Origin of the sequence: Streptomyces sp. NPDC003035, assembly GCF_042888285.1 — a bacterium.
GTDB lineage: Bacteria > Actinomycetota > Actinomycetes > Streptomycetales > Streptomycetaceae > Streptomyces.
In genome coordinates, this window is the sequence record NZ_JBIAPJ010000008.1 from 198,733 (window position 1) to 221,652 (window position 22,920).

General features: G+C 72.1%; 18 protein-coding genes and 2 pseudogenes. 8 read left to right on the forward strand and 12 right to left on the reverse strand.

All coding sequences use genetic code 11. The features are described 5' to 3' along the window. Nucleotides 1–53 precede the first annotated feature (53 nt). Nucleotides 54–389, forward strand: a complete 336-nt coding sequence (locus tag ACFYV5_RS25650; RefSeq protein WP_389172251.1) for a hypothetical protein — start codon at nucleotides 54–56, stop codon at nucleotides 387–389. Between the two features lie 103 nt (nucleotides 390–492). Here the strand turns inward: ACFYV5_RS25650 and ACFYV5_RS25655 are convergent, their stop codons facing one another. The 4 genes and pseudogenes from ACFYV5_RS25655 to ACFYV5_RS25670 form a co-directional block, all read right to left on the reverse strand. Further along, on the reverse strand, nucleotides 493–783 hold the full coding sequence (locus ACFYV5_RS25655) for an alpha/beta fold hydrolase (protein WP_389172253.1): 291 nt from the start codon (nucleotides 781–783) through the stop codon (nucleotides 493–495). A 226-nt stretch (nucleotides 784–1,009) separates the two neighbouring features. Then, entirely contained in the window at nucleotides 1,010–1,891 is an 882-nt protein-coding gene (locus ACFYV5_RS25660) for a helix-turn-helix domain-containing protein (protein ID WP_389172255.1), read from the reverse strand. A gap of 71 nt (nucleotides 1,892–1,962) precedes the next feature. Further along, complete coding sequence (locus ACFYV5_RS25665) at nucleotides 1,963–2,439, reverse strand: DoxX family protein (protein ID WP_389172257.1); 477 nt, start codon at nucleotides 2,437–2,439, stop codon at nucleotides 1,963–1,965. Between the two features lie 99 nt (nucleotides 2,440–2,538). Then, a pseudogene (locus tag ACFYV5_RS25670) lies at nucleotides 2,539–3,233 on the reverse strand (class I SAM-dependent methyltransferase). Nucleotides 3,234–3,342: 109 nt separating this feature from the next. Between ACFYV5_RS25670 and ACFYV5_RS25675 the strand changes: the two are divergent. Next, nucleotides 3,343–3,615: a DUF6343 family protein gene (locus tag ACFYV5_RS25675; RefSeq protein WP_355111266.1), complete on the forward strand. Its 273-nt coding sequence runs from the start codon at nucleotides 3,343–3,345 to the stop codon at nucleotides 3,613–3,615. Between the two features lie 79 nt (nucleotides 3,616–3,694). Here ACFYV5_RS25675 and ACFYV5_RS25680 read toward each other — a convergent pair. The 4 genes and pseudogenes from ACFYV5_RS25680 to rpsA all read right to left on the reverse strand — a co-directional run bounded on the left by ACFYV5_RS25680 (nucleotide 3,695) and on the right by rpsA (nucleotide 7,565). Continuing rightward, nucleotides 3,695–4,062 (reverse strand): annotated as a pseudogene (locus ACFYV5_RS25680) (tetratricopeptide repeat protein). 149 nt (nucleotides 4,063–4,211) lie between these two features. Beyond that, entirely contained in the window at nucleotides 4,212–4,820 is a 609-nt protein-coding gene (gene coaE / locus ACFYV5_RS25685; RefSeq protein WP_389172259.1) for a dephospho-CoA kinase, read from the reverse strand. A 57-nt stretch (nucleotides 4,821–4,877) separates the two neighbouring features. Beyond that, complete coding sequence (locus ACFYV5_RS25690; protein ID WP_389172261.1) at nucleotides 4,878–5,816, reverse strand: PAC2 family protein; 939 nt, start codon at nucleotides 5,814–5,816, stop codon at nucleotides 4,878–4,880. Nucleotides 5,817–6,056: 240 nt separating this feature from the next. Next, a complete protein-coding gene (rpsA, locus tag ACFYV5_RS25695; protein WP_355111259.1) occupies nucleotides 6,057–7,565 on the reverse strand; it encodes a 30S ribosomal protein S1 in 1,509 nt (502 codons plus the stop codon). 345 nt (nucleotides 7,566–7,910) lie between these two features. Between rpsA and ACFYV5_RS25700 the strand changes: the two genes are divergently transcribed. Beyond that, complete coding sequence (locus ACFYV5_RS25700) at nucleotides 7,911–8,738, forward strand: class I SAM-dependent methyltransferase (protein ID WP_355111257.1); 828 nt, start codon at nucleotides 7,911–7,913, stop codon at nucleotides 8,736–8,738. A 90-nt stretch (nucleotides 8,739–8,828) separates the two neighbouring features. Continuing rightward, nucleotides 8,829–11,405: an ATP-dependent helicase HrpB gene (hrpB, locus tag ACFYV5_RS25705; RefSeq protein ID WP_389172264.1), complete on the forward strand. Its 2,577-nt coding sequence runs from the start codon at nucleotides 8,829–8,831 to the stop codon at nucleotides 11,403–11,405. On the opposite strand, the gene ACFYV5_RS25710 is transcribed toward hrpB, so the two are convergent. The 3 genes from ACFYV5_RS25710 to ACFYV5_RS25720 form a co-directional block, all read right to left on the reverse strand. Beyond that, nucleotides 11,389–12,351, reverse strand: coding sequence for a DUF3068 domain-containing protein (locus ACFYV5_RS25710; RefSeq protein ID WP_389172266.1), 963 nt, complete (start codon nucleotides 12,349–12,351; stop codon nucleotides 11,389–11,391). The genes hrpB and ACFYV5_RS25710 overlap by 17 nt on opposite strands. A 13-nt stretch (nucleotides 12,352–12,364) precedes the next feature. After that, nucleotides 12,365–12,505 (reverse strand): SPW_0924 family protein, encoded by a 141-nt coding sequence (locus ACFYV5_RS25715; RefSeq protein ID WP_389172268.1) that lies wholly within the window; start codon nucleotides 12,503–12,505, stop codon nucleotides 12,365–12,367. Between the two features lie 206 nt (nucleotides 12,506–12,711). Beyond that, nucleotides 12,712–14,469: a lytic transglycosylase domain-containing protein gene (locus ACFYV5_RS25720; RefSeq protein ID WP_389172270.1), complete on the reverse strand. Its 1,758-nt coding sequence runs from the start codon at nucleotides 14,467–14,469 to the stop codon at nucleotides 12,712–12,714. A 244-nt stretch (nucleotides 14,470–14,713) separates the two neighbouring features. Between ACFYV5_RS25720 and ACFYV5_RS25725 the strand changes: the two genes are divergently transcribed. Beyond that, the gene (locus tag ACFYV5_RS25725) at nucleotides 14,714–15,595 is read left to right on the forward strand and encodes a DUF4184 family protein (RefSeq protein WP_389172272.1); all 882 of its coding nucleotides are present in this window, start codon (nucleotides 14,714–14,716) and stop codon (nucleotides 15,593–15,595) included. 67 nt (nucleotides 15,596–15,662) lie between these two features. Here the strand turns inward: ACFYV5_RS25725 and polA are convergent, their stop codons facing one another. Further along, a complete protein-coding gene (polA, locus tag ACFYV5_RS25730) occupies nucleotides 15,663–18,374 on the reverse strand; it encodes a DNA polymerase I (RefSeq protein ID WP_389172274.1) in 2,712 nt (903 codons plus the stop codon). 124 nt (nucleotides 18,375–18,498) lie between these two features. Between polA and ACFYV5_RS25735 the strand changes: the two genes are divergently transcribed. From ACFYV5_RS25735 to ACFYV5_RS25745, 3 genes are all read left to right on the forward strand, one after another. Further along, on the forward strand, nucleotides 18,499–20,781 hold the full coding sequence (locus tag ACFYV5_RS25735; RefSeq protein ID WP_389172276.1) for an FdhF/YdeP family oxidoreductase: 2,283 nt from the start codon (nucleotides 18,499–18,501) through the stop codon (nucleotides 20,779–20,781). Between the two features lie 57 nt (nucleotides 20,782–20,838). Next, entirely contained in the window at nucleotides 20,839–21,348 is a 510-nt protein-coding gene (locus tag ACFYV5_RS25740) for a PaaI family thioesterase (RefSeq protein WP_389172278.1), read from the forward strand. Nucleotides 21,349–21,970: 622 nt separating this feature from the next. Further along, nucleotides 21,971–22,855: a trypsin-like serine protease gene (locus tag ACFYV5_RS25745; protein ID WP_355111242.1), complete on the forward strand. Its 885-nt coding sequence runs from the start codon at nucleotides 21,971–21,973 to the stop codon at nucleotides 22,853–22,855. The last annotated feature ends 65 nt before the right edge of the window (nucleotides 22,856–22,920 follow it).

A 22,920-nucleotide genomic window follows, 5' to 3' on the forward strand; every position in this document is an offset into this window, starting at 1 on the left:
AGGGTGACGGGAAACGGGGCGTCCGTCGCCTCCCCGACAGACGAGGATCCGCCATGTCCGTTCACCGGCGTCTCGGCATCGCCGCCGGGGCCGCGCTCCTGACGCTCGGCGTCGCGGGCTGCTCCGGCCTCGGCCGCTCGGCAGTGGGAACGATCACCTACGAGACCGGGAACGAGGTGGCGGTCACGGTGACGAGCCCGTCGGTCAGGGGGTGCCACCGGCTCGCGCCGGCCGGCGCGACGAGTATCGAGAACCGGACGCTGGTCGACATCATCATGTACCCGACCCGGGACTGCCGGGGCTCGGAGCCCATCTACGTCCCCACCCGCTCGGCCGACTCGATCGTGCCCGGGACCGCCCCCTGGCGCAGCTACACCGTCGTCCACTAGAAACGACCGCCCCCGCGCACGACGGCGCGCCACGCCCGGACCCCCGTCCCGGGCGTGGCGCTCCGTCGCGCGCGGGTGGCACCTCACGGGGTGCCACCCGCTCCTAACGGAGCAGGAACTCCGTGGCCGCTCGCGCCCCCGCGTCGCTTCGGCTCTGCGTGGAGTGACCGACGCCCTCCAGCACGACCAGTTCGGCCCGGGGGGTCGCCGCGGCGGCCTCGCGGGCCCACCGCACCGGCGTGGACAGGTCCCGGTCTCCCGCCAGAAGCAGGACCGGCATGGTCAGCGTGCGTCCCGGCGCCGCCCGGTGGGGGCGGGAGGCCGGCCAGGGCAGGCAGGTGCGCGGGATGCCCTGGTCGCCCGCCGTCTCCCGTTCGAACGGCCAGACGTCCACCGGCCTGATCCGCTGCACGGCCCGGGCGCGGCGCCGGCGGCGCTGCCGGGGGCGGAGCCGACACACGCGGCGGCCGTCAGGACGGCCGCCATGGTCATGCCGGCTCGGGCCAGAAGGGTCATCGTTCCCCCGCTCGGAAGACGTGGTGCCGCCGGTGTCACGGCGCCGGCCGGGGTTCCCGGCCGCCGCCATCCTGCGGGCCGCCCGCCCCGGGGGCGTTGAAGATTCATGCGCGATCCGCGAGAAGACTCCGTACGGCGCTGGGAACCTGACCCGTGTGGCTGCGGCACGTCCTGGTCAGGTGGGCCTGGTCGGCGAATCCGTAGGCGTACGAGAGGGTCCGCAGGCTGCCCTCGCCCTCCTCGATGGCGTGCAGGACGCCGCGGACACGCAGTTCGTTGCGGTAGCGCGTGAGGGTCGCCCCGGTGACGGAACGGAAGACCCGGCTCAGATGGTGCGGGGAGACCCCGACGACACGGGCCAGTTCCTCCAGGGAGAGGCGGAGCGCCGGGATTCCGGTGGCCAGGGCGGCGCAGGTGTCGCGGACCAGATCGCCGTGCACGCGCGCGGTGGAGGGGCGGGCGGTGGTGTCGGTGCGCCAGTGGCCGGCGGAGGTGGCGACCAGGTCCAGTAACCGGTGGAGCCGTTCGGCCAGTTCGAAGGGATCGGCGCCGCGGCGGGCTGCGGCCAGGAGGGCGCGGTGGTGCAGGTCGGTGGTGCCGGTGACGGAGAGCCTGCGGTCGCTGGGCCGGCCGTCGAAGCGGTCCGCGAAGAGCTGTTCGCCGATGAGGATCTCGGTGGAGCGGTCGCCGGGACCGACCGAATGGGCCACGTGGTGTTCGTCTCCGGGGCGGGTCAGATAGCCGCCGGTCGGGTCGACGAAGAACTCCTCGCCCGCGATCCGCCGCAGATACCCGCCGGACCGGGTCAGGACCACGGTGTGCCGCTCCTCGTACCCCGGTCCGACGAACACCGTCCGGTCCTCGCAGCGGAGGATGTCGTGGACGGTGATCCCGGCGGTCTCGATCCGCCGGCGGAGCGCCCCACGCCGCTCGCGTACGGCCTCACTGCGGAGCAACTCGTCGACGCCGCGGACTTCCCGGTCCATCCCGCCTCCCCCCGTACGTACCGCTTCCGTGGCTCCCCCGCCGGAGCCCGGATCCCCCGTCGCGCGTCGCCTCACACCCGACGGCGGAGGACCAGCGCGAGGAGCTCCTTGTTGTGGTGGCGGCGCGTCCAGGCGATCACGATCAGGGGCACGGCGAAGAGGACAGGCGTCAGGGCGTACTGGCCGTCGAAGACGGTCAGCTGGGTGATGCAGGCTCCGATCATCAGGCCGGTGAGCGCCGTGGCCGCGGCGCTGGACAGCACCGGGATCACCAGCGCGACGGCTCCGGCGAGCTCCAGGGCGCCGACGGTGTACATCAGCCAGTCGCCCCAGCCGATCTTGTCGAAGGACTCGGCGGCCGACCAGTGGCCGACGAGCTTCGGCGCGGCGCTCGGGATCGCGAAGGCAAGCGCGAGCAGGATCTGGAACACGCGGACGGTGATGTCGGCGCGGCGGCTCAGCCGCCCGCGCCTCGTGGTCCCGGAGGCGGCGGCACCGGAAGGGGCGGTCGTGGCGGCAGCGGTCGTGGCGGCGATGTCGGTGCTCATGGGTGGTCCCCTTGTGTCGGCGGTGCGTTCGCTTTCACAGGGGTAGACGGGCCGGGCGCCGGAAACTCATCGCCGCCGGAGCGCCCGACTCGATCTTTTTCAGGGGGACTTGGGGCGAGCCCTGACCCACGTACCGTCGTCCGTGAGATAGGCGTCCACCGCGAGTCCGGCCTCGCCCAGATACCGTTCGAAGTCCTCCTTGCTCAGGGGCCGGGAAAGGAAGGTCTGGGTCCAGCGCAGGTCCGGGAAGACATACTCGGCGAGGACCGAGTTGACGCCGTCCCCGACCGGGTCCGCCGACAGGATCCGTACCGTGCAGCCGCCCGGGTCCTCGCGCTCGCGCGGCACCTCCCGGTGCCATCCTTCGCCCTCACGCTGGATCAGGACGCAGCCGTCGTCCCGCACGTGCCGTCTGCAGGTCTCCAGGAGCGCCTGCCGGGTGCGGTGGTCGGCGGTGTGCACGAGGTACGAGGCGAGCATCACCACGTCGAACCGCCGCTCCAGCCGCAGGGATTCGATCGGGCTCCGCACCGTCTCCGCACCGGCCACCCGCTCCTTGAGCGCATCGAGCATCTCGGCCGACTCGTCCACGGCCGTCACCGCGAAACCACGCCGCACCAGAGGCCCCGTCACCCGCCCTGCGCCGCAGCCCAGTCCAGAAGCGAGGCGCTGGCCGGCACGGCGGCCTCGATCACCTCGGGCTCGCTCCCGACCCCGAGGCGCCGGTAGACCTCCACCGCGCATCCGTCCGGGGTGATGGATCCCGGCCCTGTCCCTCCGTGCCCCTCACGCATCCGTCCGCTCATGCCGGGAGAACGACGGCGCCCGCGCGGCCGTTCCCGCGCCCGGGCCCGTTCACCCCTCCCCTGCGGGGGTAGACCTTGGACAGGAGATGAGACGGTCATGCGTACTGGGAGTGAGCCCGCGACCGCGCGCAGTGCCCTGCGGATGCGGTTCTGGCTGAGCCTGTGGGGTGTGGTCTGGGCGGTCTTCGGCACCACGATGTTCGCCCTGGTCGGCAGGCCGGGGTGGGCGGCGGCTTGCGGAGTGCTGTTCGTGGTGGCCGCGGTCGACCTGTCGATGGTGCTGCACCACATTCGCCAGGGGCCGCACTGGCAGCCGGGGCGGGACGTCCCGCCCTACGAGCCCGACCACGGCGGCCGGGGCCGTCGCTGAGGCGCCCGCACCGCCGGTCCGGCGCCCCCGGGGCGGCGCCCCCGGGCGGCGCCCCCGGGCGGCGCCCCCGGGCGGCGGCTCAGTCCTCCGTGCTGAAACGGGCGGCCTGGAGGTACTCCGGCTTGGGGTCGAGCGCGGCCGCCAGCCGGAAGTGCCGGGTCGCCTGGCCGGGGCGGCCGGAGCGCTGAAACGTGCGGGCGAGTGCGAAGTGCGCGAACGCGTTGTCGGGTTCGCGCTCGAGGACGAGTTCGATTCGAGCTCCGCGGGCCGCAGCTGGGCCGCGGCGAAGAAGGCCCGGGCTCGCAGCAGCCGTGCCGCGGTGTTCTCGGGGTGGGCGGCGATCACCGAGTCGAGCAGCTTGACCGCGCCGCGAGGATCCCGCGCGGCCAGCAGCTGCTCGGCGGCGCGGAAGTCGATGACGTGGGTTTCCGGGTTCCTCTCGGCCACGGTGGCATCCTTCCCTTGCTCCGGGGGTGCAACAGCGCGTACGGGAGCCGTATTCCGTACCGGAATACGATCCGACTGTCGCCTTCGCGATCCCTACCCATCCCGGAGCGCGGGTGATCGGTGCTGCTCCCACCACTTCCCCGGTCGCCTCACCGACGCTCGGCGGCCGCCCGCCGCGTCAGCTCCGCCCAGACCGTGCGGACCTGCGGTTCCAGCGCCTCCAGCGGCCCGTCGTTGTCGATGACGAGGTCCGCGATCGCCCGCCGCTCCTCGCGCGTGGCCTGGGCCGCCATCCGGGCCCGCGCCTCGGACTCGGCCATGCCGCGCAGCCGTACGAGCCGGTCGAGCTGGGTCTCGGGGGACGCGTCCACGACGACGACCAGGTCGTAGAGCGGGGCGAGGCCGTTCTCGGTGAGGAGGGGCACGTCGTGGACGACGACGTCGTCCGGCCCCGCGGCGCTCTCCAGCTCGGCGGAGCGGGCGCCGACGAGGGGATGGACGATGGCGTTCAGGGTGGCGAGACGGTCGGAGTCGGAGAACACGATGGACCCGAGCTTCGCCCGGTCCAGAGCGCCCGTGCCGGTCAGGACCTCCGCCCCGAAGGCCTCCACGACGGCCGCGAGCCCGGGTGTCCCGGGCTCGACGACCTCGCGCGCGATCTTGTCGGCGTCGATCAGCACAGCCCCGTACGAGACGAGAAGCCGCGACACTGCACTCTTGCCGGCGCCGATACCGCCGGTCAGGCCCACCTTCAGCATGAGCGGCAGCTTAGGACCCTCGTGCCTCCTCCGCCCCGCCGGGCCCGGAGACAGGCGCTAGCCGTCGCCTTCCCGCTCGGCGAGGAAGCGCTCGAACTCGCGGCCCAGTTCGTCCGCCGACGGCAGGTCCACGGGCTCCGCGACCAGGCTGCCCCGGGTCTCGGCGCCCGCCACCGCGTCGTACTGGTGCTCAAGACCCTGGACGAGGGCCGTCAGCTCCTCGTCGCCCTCGCCGATCTGGCGTTCGATCTCGGTCTGGGTGCGCCGGGCCTCCGTGCGCAGCGCGTGCGCGACGCCGGGCAGGACGAGCCCGGTGGCGGCCGTGATGGCCTCCAGGACGGTCAGTGCCGCGTCGGGGTAGGAGGAGCGGGCGAGGTAGTGCGGGACGTGGGCCGCGACGCCGAGGGTGTCGTGGCCGGACTCCGTGAGCCGGAACTCGACGAGCGACTCGGCGCTGCCGGGCACCTGCGCCTCGTCGAAGGGGCTGCGGTGGCCGGGCATGAGGTCCGTGCGGCTGCCGTGCGGGGTGAGGCCGACGGGGCGGGTGTGCGGGACGCCCATGGGGATGCCATGGAAGTTCACGGACAGGCGCACACCGAGGCGCTCCACGATCTGACGGACGGCGGCGGAGAAGCGCTCCCACTCGACGTCCGGCTCGGGGCCGGAGAGCAGGAGGAAGGGCGCGCCGGTGGCGTCCTGGACGAGCCGGACTTCGAGGGCGGGCGTCTCGTACGCCGTCCAGCGGTCGCGGCGGAAGGTGAGCAGCGGTCGGCGGGCGCGGTAGTCGACGAGCCGGTCGTGGTCGAAGCGGGCCACCACCTGGTGCGGCAGCGTGTCCAGCAGGCGCTCGACGATCTGCTCGCCGGCCTCGCCCGCGTCGATGTAGCCGTCGAAGTGGTAGAGCATGACCAGCCCGGCCGACTCCTGCGCCAGGGCCAGGTCCACCACGGCCAGGCCCTTCTGGTCCCATTCGTACAAATCCTGGGGATCAAGCACGATTACCGCTCCTCCTCGTGTTCCTAGGAAAGAACGCCCTTCGGCGCGAGGTCATTCCCCCGGCACCGGTTTTCGTGGACGGAGTGTCAGCGCCCGAGCACGCACGCGTGGAGCGACCCGCCGCCGGGAAACGCTTGTCCCCGGGAAACGGTTACCCCCCTGGGAAACGACTGAGGCCCGCCCCCCGAAGGGGAGCGGGCCTCGATCGTTGGCTAGCTAGTGCCTAGCAGCAGAGCCGATTCAGCTCTGGCCGCCGGCCAGCTTCTCGCGCAGGGCAGCCAGGGCCTCGTCCGACGCCAGGGCGCCGGAGTTGTCGTCCGACTCCGAGGAGTACGAACCACCCGAGATGCCCGCACCGGCGTTGCCACCGGCGGCCGGGGCGGCAGCGCCCTCGGCAGCGGCGGCCTCGTCGGCCTCGCGGGACTTGATGACCTGAGCCTGGTGCTGCTCGAAGCGCTGCTGCGCCTCGGCGTACTGGGTCTCCCAGGCCTCGCGCTGGGTCTCGTAGCCCTCGAGCCAGTCGTTGGTCTCGGGGTCGAAGCCCTCGGGGTAGATGTAGTTGCCCTGGTCGTCGTAGGACGCGGCCATGCCGTACAGGGTCGGGTCGAACTCGACCGACGCCGGGTCGGCACCGAAGGACTCGTTGGCCTGCTTCAGGGACAGCGAGATCCGGCGACGCTCGAGGTCGATGTCGATGACCTTGACGAAGATCTCGTCGTTGACCTGGACGACCTGCTCCGGGATCTCCACGTGGCGCTCGGCCAGCTCGGAGATGTGGACCAGACCCTCGATGCCCTCGTCCACGCGGACGAACGCACCGAACGGAACCAGCTTGGTGACCTTACCCGGGACGACCTGACCGATCTGGTGCGTACGGGCGAACTGCTGCCACGGGTCCTCCTGCGTCGCCTTCAGCGACAGGGAGACACGCTCGCGGTCCATGTCCACGTCGAGAACCTCGACGGTGACCTCCTGGCCGACCTCGACAACCTCGGACGGGTGGTCGATGTGCTTCCAGGACAGCTCGGAGACGTGCACGAGGCCGTCGACGCCACCCAGGTCCACGAAGGCACCGAAGTTGACGATCGAGGAAACGACGCCGGAGCGGACCTGACCCTTCTGGAGGGTCGTGAGGAAGGTCTGGCGAACCTCGGACTGGGTCTGCTCGAGCCAGGCGCGGCGGGACAGGACCACGTTGTTGCGGTTCTTGTCCAGCTCGATGATCTTGGCCTCGAGCTCCTTGCCCACGTAGGGCTGGAGGTCGCGGACACGACGCATCTCGACGAGGGAGGCCGGCAGGAAGCCACGGAGGCCGATGTCGAGGATGAGACCACCCTTGACGACCTCGATGACGGTACCGGTGACGATGCCGTCCTCTTCCTTGATCTTCTCGATGGTGCCCCAGGCGCGCTCGTACTGGGCGCGCTTCTTCGAGAGGATCAGGCGGCCTTCCTTGTCCTCCTTCTGGAGAACAAGGGCTTCGATCTCGTCGCCGACCTTGACGACCTCGTTCGGGTCGACGTCGTGCTTGATCGAGAGCTCGCGGCTCGGGATGACACCTTCGGTCTTGTAACCGATGTCGAGCAGGACCTCGTCCCGGTCGACCTTCACGATGACGCCGTCGACGATGTCGCCGTCGTTGAAGTACTTGATCGTCTCGTCGATCGCGGCGAGGAAGGCTTCCTCGTTACCGATGTCGTTGACCGCAACCTGCGGGGTGGTGGCGGTGGTCTCGGTGCTGCTCGTCATGTGGGAAAGGGCTCCGGTTACGGACAGAAAGTCGTAGGTACTGCTACGCCGTGAGCCCGTATCGCACCGAAGAAGCCGGACAGCCAATGAAGCGCCTTACCGACTGAACGGTGGGGCGCCTCGAGAACCGAGGGGACATACAACCGTGCGAGCGCGGCCTGCTCCGTCTGAGGCGCGCAGGCCCGCAGCGCAACCTTTAGCATACGGGGGCAGCCGGACAGGGTCAATGCGCGAAGCGCGCACCCGGGGCGGATCACCGCATAACCGGCACAACTCATGTCCTTCCAGGCCGTCCTGGCCGGGGCGACGCAGCCGCGCTGTGCGCAAACTACATCGACGGGCGAGATGAACCAAGAGTACGAACAGGAAGACGGACACGAGGACGAGCCGGAGGCGACCCGGCGCGACGCCGGCGACGCGGAGAGCAGCCGGGCGAGCCGTGGGTGGTGGGACCGGAACGCGGACGAGTACCAGAACGAGCACGGGGCCTTCCTCGGGGACGACCGGTTCGTCTGGGGCCCCGAGGGTCTCGACGAGGCCGAGGCCGGTCTGCTCGGACCGGCCGGCTCGCTGAAGGGGCTCGACGTCCTGGAGATCGGCGCGGGGGCGGCGCAGTGCTCGCGCTGGCTGGCGGCGCAGGGGGCGCGGCCGGTGGCTCTCGACCTCTCGCACCGGCAGCTCCAGCACGCGCTGCGGATCGGCGAGGACGTGCCCCTGGTCGAGGCGGACGCCGGAGCGCTGCCCTTCCTCGACGGCTCTTTCGATCTGGCGTGCTCGGCGTACGGCGCGGTGCCGTTCGTGGCGGACCCGGTCAAGGTGTTCCGCGAGGTGCGCCGGGTACTGCGGCCCGGTGGCCGGTGGGTCTTCTCGGTGACACACCCGATCCGCTGGGCGTTCCCGGACGAGCCCGGCCCGGAAGGCCTGTCGGTCGCGTCCTCGTATTTCGACCGCACTCCTTATGTGGAGCAGGACGAGCAGGGGCGCGCCGTCTACGTGGAGCACCACCGGACGATCGGCGACCGGGTGAGGGACGTGGTGGCCGGCGGCTTCCGGCTGGTGGATCTGGTGGAGCCGGAGTGGCCGGCCTGGAACAGCCAGGAGTGGGGCGGCTGGTCTCCGCTGCGGGGGAATCTGATCCCGGGCACGGCGATCTTCGTGTGCGAGAGGGACTGACGGCGGACGAGCACCCCATTCGTCATATGAAAGGACAGGGCCTGTGGACAGCCGGGCCCGGCGCCGGCGACGACGTACGAGACTGAGTGCGTGATCCGACACGACGCACTCGACCGTCTCCCTGTCCGCCATGCCGTCCCCGAGCTGCTGACCGCACTCGACGAGCGCGGCACGGCGGTGCTGTACGCGCCTCCCGGCACCGGCAAGACGACGCTGGTGCCCCTCGCGCTCGCGGGCCTCATAGGGGACGGCCCGCGGCGGCGGGTGGTGGTGGCCGAGCCGCGCCGGATGGCGGTGCGGGCGGCCGCGCGACGGATGGCGTGGCTGTTGGGGCAGGAGGTCGGCGACGCCGTCGGCTTCTCGGTCCGCGGTGAGCGCAGGGCCGGGCCGGCGACCCGCGTCGAGGTGGTGACCACGGGCGTGCTGCTTCAGCGGCTCCAGCGCGATCCGGAGCTGGCGGGCGTGGACGTGGTGCTGCTCGACGAGTGCCATGAGCGCCATCTGGACGCGGACACGGCGATGGCGTTCCTGGTGGACGTCCGGGCGACGCTGCGGCCGGAGCTCCGGCTGATCGCCGCCTCGGCCACCAGCGACGCCGAGGCGTGGGCCCAGCTTCTGACGGTCCTGGACGGCAGCGGTCCGGCGCCGATCGTGTGGGGAAAGGGAGAGGGGCACGGGTACCGCGTGTTCTTCACCGCGCCGCCCGCCGGTGTCCGGCCGGCGCACGGCACCTGGGTGGACCCCGCGCTCCTGCGCCATGTGGCGGCGACGGTGCGGCTCGCCTGCGAGCGGCACGACGGCGACGTCCTCTGTTTCCTGCCCGGCACGGGGGAGATCGCGCGGACGGCGGGGATGCTGGCCGACCTCGACGCCGACGTGCTCCAGCTGCACGGGCGCGCGCCGGCGGCTGTGCAGGACGCGGTGCTGCGCGGGGCCGAGCCCGGCGGACGGCGGAGGGTGATCCTCGCGACCTCCGTGGCGGAGTCGAGCCTCACCGTGCCGGGCGTGCGGATCGTCGTGGACTCGGGCCTGGCGCGCGAGCCGCGGATGGACCACGCCCGGGGGCTCGGGTCTCTCGCCACGGTGCCGGTGTCGGTCGCGGGGGCGACGCAGCGCTCCGGGCGGGCGGGACGGGAGACGTTCGGCATCGTGTACCGCTGCTGGGCGGAGGCGGACGACGGGCGCCGATCGCGCTTCCCCTCCCCCGAGATCGAGATCGCGGACCTTGCCTCGTTCGCCCTGCGGGCGGCGTGCTGGGGCGATCCCGCCGCGCGGGGGCTGGCGCTCCTGGACGCCCCGCCGGCCGGGGCGATGGCGGCGGCGCGTGCCGCGCTGACGGCGGCCGGAGCGGTGGACGAGGAGGGCCGGGCCACGGAGCGGGGCATACGGATGTCGCGGCTGGGGGTGCATCCGCGGCTGGCCCGGGCGCTGCTGGACGGTGCGCCGGAGGTGGGCGTCCGGCGGGCGGCCGAGGTGGTGGCGCTGTTGAGCGAGGAGCCGCCCCGGGAGTACGGCGACGACCTGGCGGGAGCCTGGCGTGCGGCGCGGCGGGGCGGCGACGCGTACGGGGCGCGCTGGAGGGCGGAGGCTCGGCGCCTGGAGCGGTCGGCCGCAGAGGCAGGACCGGGCGGACCGGGCGGACCGGGCCCGGGTGGCGACGGCACCGGCGCCGTGACGGGGGGTGGTGACGACGCGGTGGCCGGACTTGTGACGGCGCTGGCGTTTCCCGAGCGGGTGGCCAGGGCCCGGGAGGGCGGCGGGTTCCTGATGGTGTCGGGGACGGGCGCCGAGCTCTCCGAGGGGTCGGGGCTGCGCAGCGCCCCCTGGCTGGCCGTGGCCGTGGCGGACCGGCCGGTGCGGAGCGCCACGGCCCGGGTGCGGCTGGCGGCCGTGGTGGACGAGGCGGTGGCGCGGGCCGCCGCCGGGCATCTGCTGGAGGAGGGAGAGGAGGTCCATTGGGAGGACGGGGACGTGGTCGCGCGGACCGTGTCCCGGCTGGGCGCCGTCGAACTCACCGCGCGTCCGCTCAGGGACAGCGCCGATCCCGCGCTCGTACGGGCGGCGCTGCTGGACGGACTGCGGCGCGAGGGGCTCGGGCTGCTGCGGTGGAGCAGGGATTCGCGGGAGCTGAGAGAGCGGCTGGGCTTTCTGTACCGGGTCCTGGGCGCGCCCTGGCCGGAGGTCTCGGAGGAGTCCCTGCTCGACCGGGCCGAGGAGTGGCTGGAGCCCGAGCTGTCCCGGGCGCGGCGCCGGACCGATCTCGGCCGGATCGACGCGGGGCAGGCGCTCCAGCGCCTGCTGCCCTGGGCGACGGGCGAGGCGGGCCGGCTCGGCGAGTTGGCGCCCGAGCGGATCGAGGTTCCGAGCGGTTCACGGATACGGGTCGACTACAGCGGCGAACAGCCGGTGCTCGCGGTCAAGTTGCAGGAGATGTTCGGCCTGGCCGAGACGCCGGAGGTGGCGGGGACGCCGGTCGTGGTCCATCTCCTCTCCCCCGCCGGCCGCCCGGCGGCCGTCACCGCCGATCTCGCCTCGTTCTGGCGAGAGGGCTACCGCTCGGTGCGGGCGGAGCTGCGCGGGCGCTATCCCAAGCACCCGTGGCCGGAGGACCCCGCCGCGGCGGAGCCGACCCGGCACACCAGCGCGCGGCTCAGGAGGGAGGGATAGCGGGCGCGGGCTCGGGGCGCCGGCCGCGGGCCTCCAGCCAAAGCGCGAGGGCGAGCAGGGCGAGAGCTAGGGTGACGAACGTCCACGGCAGATAGGAGGTGACGAGCAGGACCACCGTCCGGTTGGTCTCGACGAGTTCGACGGTGGACCGGATGTAGTCCTCGCGCATCTTCACATGACCGGAGAACGCGGTGACCTTCCAGCCGGTCTTGTCGTTGCGGAGCTCCTCCTTGTGGATCTCCTCGCCGTTGACGGGAGCGCCGGTGACCGGATCGACCCAGAACATCCGCTTGGTGGTGTACCAGATGGTCATACCCGTCTGGGCGATCACCTCCGGGGTGATGCCTTTCACGGGCATCGTCTTGGGCATGGGGACCTTGGTCCAGGGGATGGTCTGCTCGAAGTAGTAGACCTCCATCCCGCGGAAGGTGCGGGTGCCCTGGTAGTGGATGGGGGCCGTGGTGCGGGATCGGGCGTCGTAGTACTGGTAGTCCCGCTTCTCGGTGAGGAAGGGCCACTTGAACTCGATGCCCTCGCGCCGGACGGGGTCGCCGTCGACCATCGCGCCGGTGGCGTTGACCGGGTCCTGGGTGTGGGCGTCGAAGATGTAGCGCTCGGGGATCTGGGAGACCATCTTGCCGTCGGGGCCGGTGATGTAGGTGAGCGCGTCCCACACGACGACGTCGCGGCCGGCGTCACGCTCGATCCTCTTCGACTCCTCCACATTGCCCTTGAGGGTCTGGACGATCGTCAGCTTCTCGACCTCCTTGGCCGTGAGGGTCGAGTAGTCGACGAGGGTGGCGGGCTTCGCCTCCAGAACGATCTCCTGGTACTGGTTCGGCGGGATCTTCACCACGCGGGGGAAGACGTACCACCGCAGGGTGGGGGCCATCGCGGCGAGGAACACGGCGAAGGAGAGCAGGACGAGGCTGGCTCGGCGGCGCATGGACTGGCTCCTCCTACTTCTTGGGGCCGGGGTCGGCGGTGAGGAGGGGCTTGGGGGACGTGGGTCCGTCGGGCGGCAGGTCGACCACCGAGACGAAGAGGATGACGAGGAGGACTGGGACCAGCCCGATGGCGGCGGCTACGAGGGCGCGCATGGTCGGCCTCCCGGTGCTCGATCTGATGCGGCGTCAGGGCTGGGGCACCGTAGCAATGCGGCTGCGAGATGAGAACACGTTGCACTCAGAACACAGGGGCGGGGAACACAGAGCACCGCCCCACCGTCCGGGCGGACGGAGGGGCGGCGGGGGCGTACGGGACCGGGGTCGTAAGGACGGAGGCGTACCCCGGTCGGGTGCGGCGGTCAGGGGGTCGGCGTGGCCTCGGTCGAGCCGCTGGGCGACGGGGTGGGCGTCGGGGTCGGCGTCGGCTCGGGGGCCGGGGCGGTGACCTTGAGCTCGATGGTGACGGTGCCGCCTCCGGGCGCGGTCAGACGCAGCAGGAAGGTGCCGGCCTCGCCGTCCGCGTAGAGGTCGGGAAGCGTGAGCAGACCGTTCTCGTCCGTCTTCAGGCCGGTGAGCGTGCGCAGCGGGTTGCCGTCCGCGTCCTTGAAGTACGGGCCCTTCGTGTTCGTCCGCGGGTCGTCCGCCGAGGTGATCAGGGTGGCGGTCAGGGCAACCGACGAGGCGGCGGCGCCGTCGAGGGTGGCCTTCACCAGGACACGGTGGGCGAACCGGTCGCCGGCGGTGGCGGTCAACTCCGCGGCGTCACCGCGGACCAGGGTGTCGGCCTTCCGCTCGGTGACCGTCGCGGAGAACGCGACGGGCGCCAGGGTGCGGCCCACGACGGTGGCCCGGACCGTGAACGTGCCCTGCTGCTCGCCCGCCCGGACGGTCGGCGCGACGGCCTTGCCCGCCGCGTCGGTGGTCACGGTCACGCTCTTCGCCACACCGCCGAAATGGGCGCCCGTGGAGCCGGAGATCTCGAACCGCACACCGAGACCCGCGACCGGCCTGCCCGCGGAGTCGAGCGCGAGGACGGCCGGCCGGTTCGCGAAGGCGCCGCCGGCGGTGGCGGTCAGGGTGCCCGTGCCGGCGTCCTTGATCCGCGCCACCCGCACCTCTGCGGGCACGACGGGCGGCTTGCTCGGCGCCGTGGTGCCGGGCTCGGACGGGTTGGGGCGCGGCGTGCCCGTCGACGGGGACGGTTCGGGGGTGACCGGGGCGGTCGGCTTCGGCGTGGTCGTGGGCGTGGGCGTCGGCCGGGGCGAGGTGGTACGGGGTGTGTCGCTGCGGTCCACCGGCAGCGGACCGGAGCCGTCCGGCACCTGGTGGGTGCCCCGCTTGTAGTACTCGAACCAGGAGAGCACCGTGTGCAGGTACTCGGTCGAGCGGTTGTAGCTGAGGATCGCCCGGTCCAGGTCGGCCTTGATCGCGAGGTCGCGGTTGTTGGCGCAGAGGTAGAGCCCGGCCGCCTGCGCGGCGTCGTAGATGTTGTTGGGGTCCTTGCGGCCGTCGCCGTTGGCGTCCTGACCCCAGGTCGCCCAGGTGGAGGGGATGAACTGCATCGGGCCGACCGCGCGGTCGTGCGTCGCGTCGCCGTCGAAGGCGCCGTCGTCGGTGTCGGAGATGTTGGCGAAGCCGACACCGTTGAGGACCGGGCCGAGGATCTTCGTGACCGTGGTGCCGTTGGCGTCGACGCTGCCGCCGCGCGCCTGCCCGGACTCGACCTTGCCGATGCCGGCGAGCAGCTGCCACGGGAGGTTGCACCCGGGGTCGCTGGACCGTATCGACTGCTCCGCCCGCTTGTAGGCGGCGAGCACGGACGCGGGGATGCCCGCCTCCGCGGGACCGGTGATGACGGGCAGGTCTATGGAGGTGCCGGGCTTGTTGGGCGTGTTCAGCGGCGGCAGATCGGTGTAGTACGGGGAGTCGCCGGTCGCCGTGCCGTCGGGGGACGCCGGTGTCTCTCCGGCGCCGACGGGCCGGTCACCGCTCGCGTTGTCCGAGGGCGGCGGGGTCACTCCGGGCGCCTGGGAAGCGGCCAGCGCCGCCACCGCCGCGGCCACGACGGCACCACTGGTGGCTCCCCTGCGCAGCCGGCGGCCGAATTGCGCTGCCATACGTATGGTCCCTCCCCCTCGACTGGACCGCGCTCCCCGCGCGTGGACTCAGGAGACCCTATGACACCGACGGGCCCGGGAACACCGAGCCCTGACCGTCTTTCACGCTTTCGTCACCTCTTGGCCGCCCGCCGTCCCGCACATCCGCTCCTCCACATCCGCTCCCGCATACTGGGCGTGATCGTCGAGCGCCGGCCGCAGGGGAGGTCCGGCGGTCGCCATGGATCCTGAGGGGGATGCTCCGATGCCGTTCACGCTGAGCCATGCCGCCGCGGTGCTGCCGGGCATCCGCCGCGACGGCACCGCACGCGGTCCGCTGATCGCCTCCGCGCTCGTGGCGGGCTCGTTCTCGCCCGACATGACCTACTTCGCGGCCACGGCGATCCCGGACGCGATGGTCTTCGGGGACGTCACGCACTCCGTGCCGGGGATCGTGACCGTCGATGTGCTGATCACCGCGGCGCTGGTGGCGGTGTGGCTTATGGTGCGTGAACCGCTGGTGGCCCTGCTGCCGGAGCGGTGGCGGGGGCGGGTGTACGAGTTCGTCCGCGGCCGCTCCTGGCGGGGACGTCGGCGGGGGCCGCTGGCCGCGTGGTTCTTCCTGTCGGCGGCGCTCGGCGCCACCACGCATGTGGTGTGGGACGAATTCACCCACCTCGACCGCTGGGGGACACGGACGATCCCGTTCCTCGCCGAGGTCGTGGCCGGCTTCCCGGTCTATCTCTATCTGCAGTACGGGGGTTCGGCCCTCGCCCTCGTCCTGCTGGTGTGGTTCACGGCGCGGGCGCTGCGCGCGACCCCGAGGGACCTGGCGCCGCCCGCGGCCGTACCGGTCCTCGGCAGGCGAGGGCGTTGGCTGGCGGGCGGGCTGATCGCCGTATGCGTCCTGGCCGGAGTGGTGCACCGCTGCCTGCGCTGGTACGCGTACTGGGGCCGGATCGAGACGCCCCTGGACATCATTCCGACGGCCTGCTTCGGGGGCGGAGCGGGCCTGGCCGTCGGCCTGGTGCTGTACGGGGCGGGGATGCGGCTTCGCAGGACGCCCCCGCCGCCCCGGGCGACGCCGCCCACCCCGCCGCACGCCGGCGATCGGGAGCCGGTGCGCTCCCGTCCGGGATCCCGTTGACCGTGCCGCCGAACGCGCTGGGACACCCCTAGGCCCCCACGGTCGCGGCCGTGGGGGCCTCGTCATGTCAGTGCGCCGCGGACTCCCAGTCCGGGCCCACGCCGACCGAGACGTCGAGCGGGGCGCGGAGGGTGACCGCCGCGGACATCTCCCGGCGGACCAGGGACTCGACCTGCTCGCGCTCGCCGGGGGCCAGCTCCAGGACGATTTCGTCGTGGACCTGCAGGAGCATCCGGGAGGTGAGACCCGCCTCCCTCAGCGCCCGGTCGACGTTGAGCATCGCGACCTTCACGATGTCCGCCGCCGTGCCCTGGATCGGGGCGTTGAGCGCCATCCGCTCGGCGGCCTCGCGGCGCTGGCGGTTGTCGCTGTTCAGGTCCGGGAGGTACCGGCGGCGGCCCAGCATCGTCTCGGTGTAGCCCGTGGCGCGCGCCTCGTCCACGACCCGGCGCAGATACTCGCGCACTCCGCCGAAGCGCTCGAAGTACGTGTCCATCAGGGCATTCGCCTCGCGCGCCTCGATGTTCAGCTGCTGGGAGAGACCGAAGGCCGACAGCCCGTACGCCAGGCCGTACGACATGGCCTTGATCTTGCGCCGCATCTCCGCGTCGACCGCGGACCGCTCGACGCCGAACACCTGGGAGGCGACCGTGGTGTGCAGGTCCTCTCCCGAGGTGAATGCCTCGATGAGGCCCTCGTCCTCGGAGAGGTGGGCCATCACCCGCAGCTCGATCTGGCTGTAGTCCGCCGTCATCAGGGCCTCGAAGCCCTCGCCGACGACGAAGCCGTGCCGGATCGCCCGTCCCTCGTCGGTGCGCACCGGCACGTTCTGCAGGTTCGGGTCGGTGGACGACAGCCGTCCGGTCGCGGCCACCGTCTGGCTGAAGGTGGTGTGGATGCGGCCGTCGGCGGCGATCGTCTTGATCAGACCCTCGACCGTGGAGCGCAGCCGCGCCTGCTCACGGTGGCGAAGCATGATCACCGGCAGCTCGTGCTCGGTCTGGGCAGCCAGCCATGCCAGCGCGTCCGCGTCCGTCGTGTACCCGGTCTTCGTCTTCTTCGTCTTCGGCAGGTTCAGCTCGCCGAAGAACACCTCCTGGAGCTGCTTGGGCGAACCGAGGTTGAACTCGTGGCCCACCGAGGCGTGCGCCTCCTTCACCGCCTGCTGCACGGCGCCGGCGAACTGCTGCTCCATGGCCTCCAGATGGGCCCGGTCGGCGGCGATGCCGTGCCGCTCGAGACGAGCGAGAAGCACGGACGTCGGCAGCTCCACCTCGTGCAGGAGCTCGCGGGCGCCCACCTCACCGAGCTTCTCCTCGAAGGCGACCCCGAGGTCGAGCACGGCCCGGGCCTGGCTCATCAGGGCCTCGGCCTCCGCGGTGTCGTCGGCGCCGAAGGCGAGCTGTCCGTCGGCGGTGGCCGCCGGGGCGAGCTCCCGGCCGAGGTACTCGACGGACAGCGCGTCGAGCGCGAAGGAGCGGCGACCCGGCTTGACCAGATAGGCGGCGAGCGCGGTGTCCATGGTGACGCCGGCGACGCTCCAGCCGTGCTCGGGAAAGACCCGCAGCGCGCCCTTGGCGTTGTGCAGGACCTTGGGCCGCTCCGGGTCCGCGATCCAGGCGGCGAAGGCCTGCTCGTCGGCCTCGTCGAGCTGGGTGGTGTCGAACCAGGCGGCGGCGCCGTCGGCGGCGGCCAGCGCGACCTCGCTGACATTGCCCGTGCCCAGGGCCCAGCTGTCGACCGTGGCCATGCCCAGCGCCTTGCCGGCGTGCTCGGCGAGCCAGGGCCCGAGCTCACCGGCGCCGAGGACGGTGCCGTCCAGTGCCACGCCCGCGGCGGGCGCGGGGGCCTGCTCCTCAGCGGCGCCCGGGTCCACGGCGAGCAGCCGCTCGCGCAGCGAGGGGTTGCGGATCTCCAGGGTGTCGAGGACGAGCGCGACGGCCGTGCGGTCGTACGGCACACGCTCCAGGTCCTGGACCGTCCTCGGCAGCTCGACGTCCCGCACCATCTCGGTGAGGACGCGGTTGAGCTTGACCGCTTCCAGGTGGTCGCGGAGGTTCTGCCCGGCCTTGCCCTTGACCTCCTCGGCACGCTCCACCAGCGAGGCGAACGAACCGAACTGGTTGATCCACTTCGCCGCGGTCTTCTCGCCGACGCCGGGGATGCCCGGCAGATTGTCCGACGGGTCGCCGCGCAGCGCGGCGAAGTCCGGGTACTGCTGCGGGGTGAGGCCGTACTTCTCCTCGACCTTCTCGGGCGTGAAGCGCGTCAGCTCGGAGACGCCCTTGGTCGGGTACAGCACGGTCACGTTGTCCGTGATCAGCTGGAAGGAGTCACGGTCGCCGGTGACGATCAGGACCTCGAAGCCCTCGGCCTCGGCCTGGGTCGCGAGCGTGGCGATGACGTCGTCGGCCTCGAAGCCGTCGATCGCGAACCGCTGCGCGTGCATCGCGTCCAGCAGCTCGCCGATCAGCTCCACCTGCCCCTTGAACTCGTCCGGGGTCTTCGAGCGGTTCGCCTTGTACTCCGGGAACTCCGCGGAGCGCCAGGTCTTGCGGGACACGTCGAACGCGACGGCGAAGTGCGTGGGCGCCTCGTCGCGGAGCGTGTTCGCCAGCATCGACGCGAAGCCGTAGATGGCGTTCGTCGGCTGACCGGTCGCGGTGGTGAAGTTCTCCGCAGGCAGCGCGAAGAACGCCCGGTACGCCAGTGAGTGCCCGTCCATGAGGAGCAGGCGCGGACGGTTGTCTTGGGTCTTCTTCGATGCTGTCTCAGCCACGGGGACGATCCTGCCACGGACCACTGACATTCCCGCCCTCGGCGGCCGACGGGCACGGACTGTCCGCGGGGCGTGACAGGATCGGAGACGTACGAGACAGGATGACCGCTCAAGGGAGAGCGCGATGGTCAGCAAGCCCCCCGCAGGCGACCCGGTCCAGGACGCACCGCAGGTCGCGCCGCCCCAGCACGCGGCCGCCGGACTCCCCGCCGTCGCGCAGAGCCTCAAGATCGCCCAGGCGCAGATGGGGGTGCGGCGCACCGCGCGGACCCTGCTCAAGGTCAATCAGAAGGACGGCTTCGACTGCCCGGGCTGCGCCTGGCCGGAGGCCGACAAGCGGCACGTGGCGGAGTTCTGCGAGAACGGGGCGAAGGCCGTCGCCGAGGAGGCGACGCTGCGCCGGGTCACGCCCGACTTCTTCGCCGCGCATCCGGTGGCGGACCTGGCGACCCGCAGCGGGTACTGGCTGGGGCAGCAGGGCCGGATCACCCATCCCATGCTCCTCTCCGAGGGCGCGGAGCGGTACGAGGCGGTGAGCTGGGAGCGGGCGTTCTCGATCATCGCCGAGGAGCTGACCGCCCTCTCCTCCCCCGACGAGGCGCTCTTCTACACCTCGGGACGGACCAGCAACGAGGCCGCGTTCCTGCTGCAGCTCTTCGCTCGCGAGTTCGGCACGAACAACCTGCCGGACTGCTCCAACATGTGCCACGAGTCCTCCGGCTCCGCCCTCAACGAGACGATCGGGATCGGCAAGGGCAGCGTCTCGCTGGAGGATCTGCACCAGGCGGACCTGATCGTCGTCGCCGGACAGAACCCGGGCACGAACCACCCCCGGATGCTGTCCGCCCTGGAGAAGGCCAAGGCCGCGGGCGCGAGGATCATCTCGGTGAACCCGCTGCCCGAGGCCGGCATGGAGCGGTTCAAGAACCCGCAGACCCCGCAGGGCATGGTCAAGGGCGCCGCGCTCAACGACCTCTTCCTCCAGATCCGCATCGGCGGCGACCAGGCGCTCTTCCGCCTCCTCAACAAGCTGATCCTCGAGACGCGGGGCGCGGTCGACGAGGAGTTCGCACGGGAGCACACGCACGGGTACGAGGAGTTCGCCGCGGCCGCCAAGGCAGCCGACTGGGACGAGACCCTCGCCGCGACGGGCCTGACCCGCGCCGAGATCGAGCGCGCCCTGGAGATGGTCCTCGCCTCCGAGCGCACCATCGTCTGCTGGGCGATGGGCCTCACCCAGCACAAGCACTCCGTGCCGACCATCCGCGAAGTGGTCAACTTCCTTCTCCTGCGCGGCAACATCGGCCGGCCGGGCGCCGGCGTCTGTCCGGTCCGCGGCCACTCGAACGTGCAGGGCGACCGCACGATGGGCATCTTCGAGCGGCCCGCGCCCGCCTTCCTGGACGCTCTGGACAAGGAGTTCGGGATCGTCTCGCCGCGTCACCACGGCTTCGACGTGGTCCGCTCCATCCAGGCGCTGCGCGACGGCGAGGCGAAGGTCTTCTTCGCCATGGGTGGCAACTTCGTCGGAGCCACGCCCGACACGGAGGTCACCGAGGCCGCGATGCGCCGGGCCCGGCTGACGGTCCACGTCTCCACCAAGCTGAACCGCTCGCACGTGGTCACCGGCACGCGCGCGCTGATCCTCCCGACGCTCGGCCGCACCGACAAGGACGTCCAGGCGACGGGCAAGCAGTTCGTGACCGTCGAGGACTCGATGGGCCTCGTGCACGCCTCACGCGGCAATCTCCCGCCCGCGAGCCCGCACCTGCTCTCCGAGCCGGCGATCGTGGCCCGGATGGCCCGGGCCGTGCTCGGCGCCGCCTCCACCACCCCGTGGGAGGAGTTCGAGCAGGACTACGCCACGATCCGCGACCGCATCGCGCGCGTGGTGCCCGGTTTCCAGGACTTCAACGCCCGCCTCGCCGCGAACCCGGGCGGCTTCGCGCTCCCGCACGCCCCGCGCGACGAGCGTCGCTTCCCCACGACCACCGGCAAGGCCAACTTCACCGCCGCGCCCGTCGAGTACCCGACGGTTCCCGAGGGCCGGCTGCTGCTGCAGACCCTGCGCTCGCACGACCAGTACAACACCACGATCTACGGCCTCGACGACCGCTACCGCGGCATCAAGGGCGGCCGCCGGGTCGTCCTCGTCCACCCCGAGGACGCGAAGGCCCTCGGGCTGCCGGACGGGGCGTACACCGATCTGGTCAGCGAGTGGAAGGACGGCAGCGAGCGGCGGGCGCCCGGGTTCCGGGTGGTCCACTATCCGACGGCCCGGGGCTGCGCGGCGGCGTACTACCCGGAGACGAACGTCCTGGTGCCCCTGGAGTCCACGGCGGACATCAGCAACACCCCCGCCAGCAAGTCGGTCATCGTGCGTCTGGAACAATCACAGCCCGCCTAAGCGTTTGCTCAGGCGGATCAGGATCAGCAGCCGTACGAAGACGAACGGAGCCGGCCGATGGGCGAGCAGCAGCACGTGAAGTTCCCGCAGGAGGTCATCGACGAGTACGCCGCACTCGGGGTCGACCTTCCCGCGCTCTTCTCGGCCGGGCACCTCGGCAACCGCATGGGCGTGCAGATCGTCGAAGCCTCGGCGGAGAAGGTCGTCGGCACGATGCCGGTGGAGGGCAACACCCAGCCGTACGGTCTGCTGCACGGCGGCGCCTCCGCTGTCCTCGCCGAGACGCTCGGTTCGATCGGCTCGATGCTGCACGGCGGAGTCTCCAAGATCGCCGTCGGCGTGGACCTGAACTGCACCCACCACCGAGGGGCGCGCAGCGGCCTCGTGACGGGCGTCGCGACGCCCGTCCACCGCGGACGCTCCACAGCGACGTACGAGATCGTGATCACCGACGAGCAGGGCAAGCGGGTCTGCTCGGCACGCCTGACCTGCATGCTCCGTGACGTCACCGCCAAGGACGTGGGCAACGTCCCGGGCGCGAGCGTGGTCGGCGGCGACACCGCCTGACGCAGGCCGCCGGCCTCCACGCACCTCCCGGTCCGGGACGGAACCTCGTCCCGGACCGCGCGATCTCCGGGACCGGGCGATGCCCCAGGCCGCGCGACCTCCCGGACCGCGCTCCGTCGCGGACCCACGGGCCCGAGACGCCGGCCACCGCGACGCACAGTCACCATCGGGCCCCGCGCGCGGACCTCCGAGCCGAGGCGCGGACCCCCGGATCGGGCGTCGATCCGGCCCCGAATCCCCGGCTCGGGCGTAAGCCCGGACTCAAGGCGGCGAATACCGGTCTCCGGAGACGGAACATCGGCTTCCGGACGCGCTCCCAGGACCCCGATCCCAGCCTCCGGACGGCCTCCGGACGGCCTCCGGACGGACTCCGGACTGCCTCTGAACGGCCTCCGGACCGCCTCCCAACGGCCTCCGGACGCCCGAGCCAGATCAGGCAGGCTCCCACCGCCCCGGCCGGGCCCGACGGACGACGCGCCCCCGGCCGCCGCCGGATCCACGGGCCACGTCTCTCAACACCTGCCACCCGAGACCCTCTTGCCCTGGCGACCCGCACCCGCTTCACTGGCGAGCCTCCCCCACAGGAGAACACCCGTTCCACTCACACACCGAGGGGTTCTTCGTGACCGCCGTACGCACCACGACCGTGGCGACCGCACTCACCGCCGCGGCCTGCGCTGCCGTTCTCGCCACCGCGATCCCGTCCGCAGCGATCAACTCGTACAACGCGACCCCCGCACCCGAGCGCACCGAGGTCGGCGCGCTGGTCGCGACCTGGGACGACGACGGTGACCCGGGCACGCCCGACCGGGTCGACTGGGTCTGCTCCGGCACCATGATCGACGCCGACACCTTCCTGACCGCCGCGCACTGCACCACCGACTGGCCGGAGAACGTACGGTTCCACGTCTCGCTGGACCAGGACGTGCAGGCCGGCCTGGACAAGGCCGCCGCCGAGCACCCGGGCGACCCGGCCGCCGTGGCGAAGGCCGTGGCCGTCGAGGGCACCGCGCACAACCACCCGGCGTACCCCGGGCCCGCCTCCGACACCCACGACATCTCCGTGATCGAGCTGCCCGGCGCCGCGATGAAGAAGCGCTGGTCGTTCACGCCCGCCACCCTCCCCCGGGCGGGCGCCCTCTCCGCGCTCGGCTCGCAGGGACTGAACGACACCTCCTTCGTCGTCGCCGGGTACGGCACCCAGGAGGCGCGCCGCGGACCGGGGGGCCACACCCACCCGGGCGGCGGCGTCCGGCTCAAGGCGCCGGTCACGTTCAACGCGCTCAACGACGCGTGGATCCGGCTCGCCATGACCGCGCCGCAGGGCAACGGCGGTGCCTGTTACGGCGATTCGGGCGGACCGAACTTCGCCACGCTGGACGGCCGGCGGACCCTGGTCGCCACCACGATCACGGGTGACGCGCCCTGCTACGCCACGAACGTGGTGTACCGGCTCGACGCCCCCGGCGCCCGCTCCTTCCTCGCGCCGTTCGTGCAGCTTCCGTAGCCGCTCCCCCGCCACAGCCCTTCTCAACTTCCGTCGCCGGAAGTGCTGTTGTGCCCGCGCACGCG